At 54.2% G+C, this 4,401-nt stretch carries 4 protein-coding genes and 2 pseudogenes; 3 read left to right on the plus strand and 3 right to left on the minus strand.

Going from position 1 to position 4,401, the window contains the following annotated elements; translation table 11 throughout:
* Nucleotides 1-549 (minus strand): annotated as a pseudogene (locus ABRP66_RS11465) (transposase); the annotation flags it as partial.
* A gap of 368 nt (nucleotides 550-917) precedes the next feature.
* Between ABRP66_RS11465 and ABRP66_RS11470 the strand changes: the two are divergent.
* The 3 genes and pseudogenes from ABRP66_RS11470 to ABRP66_RS11480 all read left to right on the plus strand — a co-directional run bounded on the left by ABRP66_RS11470 (nucleotide 918) and on the right by ABRP66_RS11480 (nucleotide 3,035).
* A complete protein-coding gene (locus ABRP66_RS11470) occupies nucleotides 918-1,364 on the plus strand; it encodes a DUF2871 domain-containing protein (protein WP_284783475.1) in 447 nt (148 codons plus the stop codon).
* A gap of 2 nt (nucleotides 1,365-1,366) precedes the next feature.
* Nucleotides 1,367-1,897 (plus strand): annotated as a pseudogene (locus tag ABRP66_RS11475) (MFS transporter); the annotation flags it as partial.
* 241 nt (nucleotides 1,898-2,138) lie between these two features.
* Complete coding sequence (locus ABRP66_RS11480; protein ID WP_284783518.1) at nucleotides 2,139-3,035, plus strand: MFS transporter; 897 nt, start codon at nucleotides 2,139-2,141, stop codon at nucleotides 3,033-3,035.
* Nucleotides 3,036-3,046: 11 nt separating this feature from the next.
* On the opposite strand, the gene ABRP66_RS11485 is transcribed toward ABRP66_RS11480, so the two are convergent.
* Both ABRP66_RS11485 and ABRP66_RS11490 read right to left on the minus strand, forming a co-directional pair.
* Nucleotides 3,047-3,376: a malonyl-CoA-ACP transacylase gene (locus ABRP66_RS11485; RefSeq protein ID WP_284783474.1), complete on the minus strand. Its 330-nt coding sequence runs from the start codon at nucleotides 3,374-3,376 to the stop codon at nucleotides 3,047-3,049.
* Nucleotides 3,377-3,594: 218 nt separating this feature from the next.
* Nucleotides 3,595-4,197: a DJ-1/PfpI family protein gene (locus ABRP66_RS11490; RefSeq protein WP_349838698.1), complete on the minus strand. Its 603-nt coding sequence runs from the start codon at nucleotides 4,195-4,197 to the stop codon at nucleotides 3,595-3,597.
* Between the last annotated feature and the right edge of the window lie 204 nt (nucleotides 4,198-4,401).

Below are 4,401 nucleotides of genomic sequence, written 5' to 3' on the forward strand. Positions count from 1 at the left end.
AATTCTTCTAGCTGGCGGTTTTGCCACACCATGACCTCATCGCCGACGGCATCAGTTACTGCAGAGATTGTTTCATGAGAGATATCTACCCGCAGTGCAGTAGCCATGTGATGCTGGATATCCCGAATGGTCATTCCGCCGGCATATAAGCTGACAATCATATCGTCAACATCTGTCAGCCGCCTGGAGCCTTTGGGTACCATCGTAGGAACAAATGTGCCGTTTCTATCTCGTGGAACATCAATGCTTACTGGCCCGTAGTTAGAATCTACGGTTTTCGGATACGTCCCATTGCGGTAATTATCTTATTCCAGCAGTAGCTTTAGCTGCTCTATCACCGGTTGCATAGCCCAAGTGGGTATCCATTTCAGCATTCAAGCCTCTGGTGATTGAGGCTTGTAGCATGCCCCGAACCAGGTCATTAGCATCCGTGGTGGAAGTGCCTAGCTCATAATCAAGTTTCGCGATTTCAGGGTTAGCAAGAATTTTCTTTTCAATCGCATCAATCTTGGCCTTATCAGCCGGATCTCGTCGTGGCACACTAGTCATTCTGGCTTATCTCCTTATGCAGGTTGGAAACCTACACACACCATGAGACACCCTCTCATATAGGGCCATGGCACCGCGATTCTACTGTTTCCAGTTCTTCTACATGGTGCTAGGTTACCTTACTTCTCAGCCCAACCGAGCTGGATATCAGCTGCCCACCAAACAAGGGTCGGGCCTTAACTTGACACTCTTTTGGCTGGGAAGTAAGGAGACTGGGGAAGAATATGCGTCCAATCAACCTACTGGTTGATTCAAGGTTCAACCGCCTCTGCGATTCAAAGCCGGACAAGTCGGGGCAAGATATGTATTTAGAGAAATTGATCCCCTCGGCTATCCAGTCATGGTGATGACTGGGAAGGAGTAATGACATGAAGGCTTTGTACAGGGCAGCGATTTTCTACCTTGTCTTAGGCTTGGTCGCCGGCTTGTTTTATCGGGAGTTTACGAAGCTACAGGACTTTCCGGAAGGCGAATATACGCAGCTAGGCGTAGCCCACACCCACTTGCTGGCGCTGGGCTTCATGCTGTTCCTCATCTTCTTGGCGTTGGAGAAAGTCTTCGCACTGTCGCGGTACCGCCAGCTATTCAACTCGTTCTTCTGGCTGTACAACGTGGGCGTTGTGCTCACTGTCGGCATGCAAATTTCGCACGGAATATTGACGGTGCTGGGCAAGGAATCCAATGAGATGATTTCCGGCATCGCAGGTTTGGGCCACATCTTTATCACGGTGGGCCTGACGGTCTTCCTCGTGAATTTGGGCCGGGCCATCAAGGAGCCAGATGACGGCAGCACCAAAGCCTCGGTGAACGCCTAACAATGAGCGAGTACAGCGTACAAGAAAAAGTCACGGCGCCTACTCGCCGCGATTGGATTAGCTTGGCGGTCCTTTCCGTCGGGTTGGGCGTCATCGTTCTCGATGGCACGATCGTCGGCGTGGCATTGCCATCGATCATCACTGACCTGCAGCTCAACCTGACGCAGGCGCAGTGGGTCAACAGCCTCTATGCGGTTTTGTTGGCGGCGCTGCTGCTGTCGACGGGCAAGATAGCTGATACTTGGGGCCGCAAACGCGCCTTCCTTGCCGGCCTGACGATATTTGTGGCAGGTAGCGTATTGGCGGGATTTTCTACCTCCGCAGCCAGGTTGATTTCCGCGCGCGCAGTACAAGCCATCGGCGCCGCGTTAATCATGCCGTCCACGCTCTCCACGGTTAATTCCGTATTCCGTGGCAAGTATCGTGCAGCAGCCTTTGGCGTGTGGGGCGCGGTGATTTCCGGCGCGGCAGCAGTCGGACCGCTTGCCGGTGGTGCGCTGACGGAATGGAAGTCCTGGCACTGGATCTTCCTAGTCAACGTGCCCCTTGGCATCATCGTTGCTATTGGCGCGGTTCTTACCGTGCGCGAAACGCGCAGCCCAGACAAACTGCCCGGCGTGGATGTTGATGGTGCGCAGTTGAGCGCCATCGCCTTTGGTACCTTGGTCTTTGCGATTATTGAAGGGCCAGACCTGGGCTGGTGGGAGCCCCAAATCCTCATTCAGTTTCTTTGGCTGGACGTGGTCAGAAAATGCGGCTATTTCACCGGTGCCGGTGGCGCTCGCGATTTCAGCCGTGGGCTTCACGCTGTTTATCCGGTGGGAAAAGCACCGCGAGCGGGGTCACCGCTCGGCGCTGTTGGACCTTGGATTGTTTTCTTATTCCACGTTCTCGTGGGAAAATATCACCGCCGGTGCGGTAGCAATCGGCGAGTTCGCTATCATTTTTGTGCTCCCGCTGTATTTGATTAATGCGTTGGACCTCAGCACGATGCCGGCAGGCCTGGTGCTGGCCGCCATGGCAATCGGTGCATTCTTCTCCGGTGCGGCAGCCCGCCACGTCGCAGCCCGGTTCGGGGCGCCTGGCACCGTGCTTATCGGGCTCGGCTTGGAAGTCGTCGGTGTCCTTATCCTCGTCCTGCTCATGGGGCCAGATACGAATGGTTGGATCATCGCCGCACCGTTGACCCTGTATGGCTTGGGCCTAGGGTTCGCCTCTGCGCAGCTGACCGGAACGGTGCTGCGGGATATTCCCGTCGAGGATTCCGGGCAAGCCTCTGCAACGCAGAGCACCGTGCGCCAGATTGGTTCTTCACTGGGTACCGCGGTCTCCGGTTCGGTCTTGTCGGCTGCGCTAGCTCTCACGCTGTCGAAGGCGCTTGACGATGCCGCAATCACCGGCCCCGGCACCGACAGCATTGCCGAAGCAACCCGGCAATCCGCAGGCTCGAGCATCGCGCAGCTGCGTGACCAGGGTGGTAACGGTCCATTCCGTGAGCAGACTGAGGCAGTGGTGCAGGCGTTGAGCGAAGGGATGACCAACGCTGCGCAGTGGTCGCTCGTTGCCGCTACTGCATTCCTTGCTCTGGGCTTTGTTGGCGCACTTCGGGTGCGCTGTGCTGCAGCGCAAAACGGCAACGAAACAGAGGATAAAGCCTCTGCGGGGCAGTAGAGGCAAAAGGTTTAGAGGACTGCAGTGACCTCATAACCCTTCTCAGTGAGCAACTTGGACACGGCTTCAAATGTCGCCCTATCGCTATCCGGGGTGTAAGTTTCGGGGTCCAAAGCGATATGCGCAAATTCTCCGTCGTAGCGCACAGTAATGAATTCGTAGCCGGCTTGGTCTTGGGCATCATCGATAAGCGCCTGCACGTCAGAAGTATCGCTATCAGGAGTAGCCGTGGCCGCGTGTTCTTGTTGCTGGGCTGCGGGGGAAGCTTCTGCGGTTGGAGTGCTGGGGCCGGTTAAACCAGTGCTTGCAGCCAGTAGCCCAGCAAGAATAGTGGCAATCATCTGAGTACCTTTCTGTACGGCGGATGGTGTGAGTGAGCGTGGTGCAAAACGTTCCGTCACCTGCAAAATTAACGGTGGTAACTTTAGCTTAATTTTGGATCAGCTCAAAAATATGCAGCCTTGGTTCACGCTCAATAGTTTAAGGACTGAGGGGCTTGACCCCGATGTCTCTCTTTTCCGGGGTTCAGGTGCTATTGAGTTCGTTTGCTGTTAAAAACTTAGACTGAAAACGGATCATTATTGGGATTGTTGTTGACGATAAGCTCAATATGATTGGTGACCGAGGATGCTGTTTCTTCACCGAAGAAGTGAGTAATGAAGGCCACCGCCATATCAATTCCTGCCGCTACACCGGATGATGTCCAGAGATTGCCGTCGTGGACCCATCGAGCTTGCTTTTTCCATTCAATTTTTTGGCCGTGCGTCCTAACCCAGTCGAACGCGTTTTTATTGGTGGTAGCGGTGTGGTTTTCTAATAAGCCCGCGGCGGCGAGTAGCGCCGAACCAGTACAAACTGAGGTGATGATGTCTGCCGAGCTTGCAAGGGCGGCTAGCTGGCGGAGGAATTCTGGATCTTGAACAAGTGAGCGTGTACCGCGTCCACCTGGCACAAGCAGGGTATCTCCAGAGAAAGATTCAAAACGCATTGTCGGAACTATGCGTACGCCTTGAGCGCTGCTTACCGGGGTGTCATGTTTTGACAGATAGTTCACCTCAAGGCCTGGTGTATTTGCGAGTACTTCTGCGGGGCCAAAAACATCGAGTAACTCGAACCCGTCAAAAAGTACGATGCCAATGTTGTGCGGACGCGTCTGGCTCATATCGTAACCGTATCAAAACCGATTTCGACGGCCTTAGTGCTTTGGTACTCGGGGTCAATAAGCAGAAGTGTGGAAAAATTTACCCCTCTGATGCAGGTCAGAGGGGTACAAAATGGTGCCCCAGAGTGTGTCCGAATTCATGACTTATTTGACAGTCTGTTCCTGGGTAAGTGGTCGTGATGGTTGACAGGTCAGTCGCGACAT

This window comes from Corynebacterium sp. KPL2680 (assembly GCF_040225675.1).
Lineage (GTDB): Bacteria > Actinomycetota > Actinomycetes > Mycobacteriales > Mycobacteriaceae > Corynebacterium > Corynebacterium rhinophilum.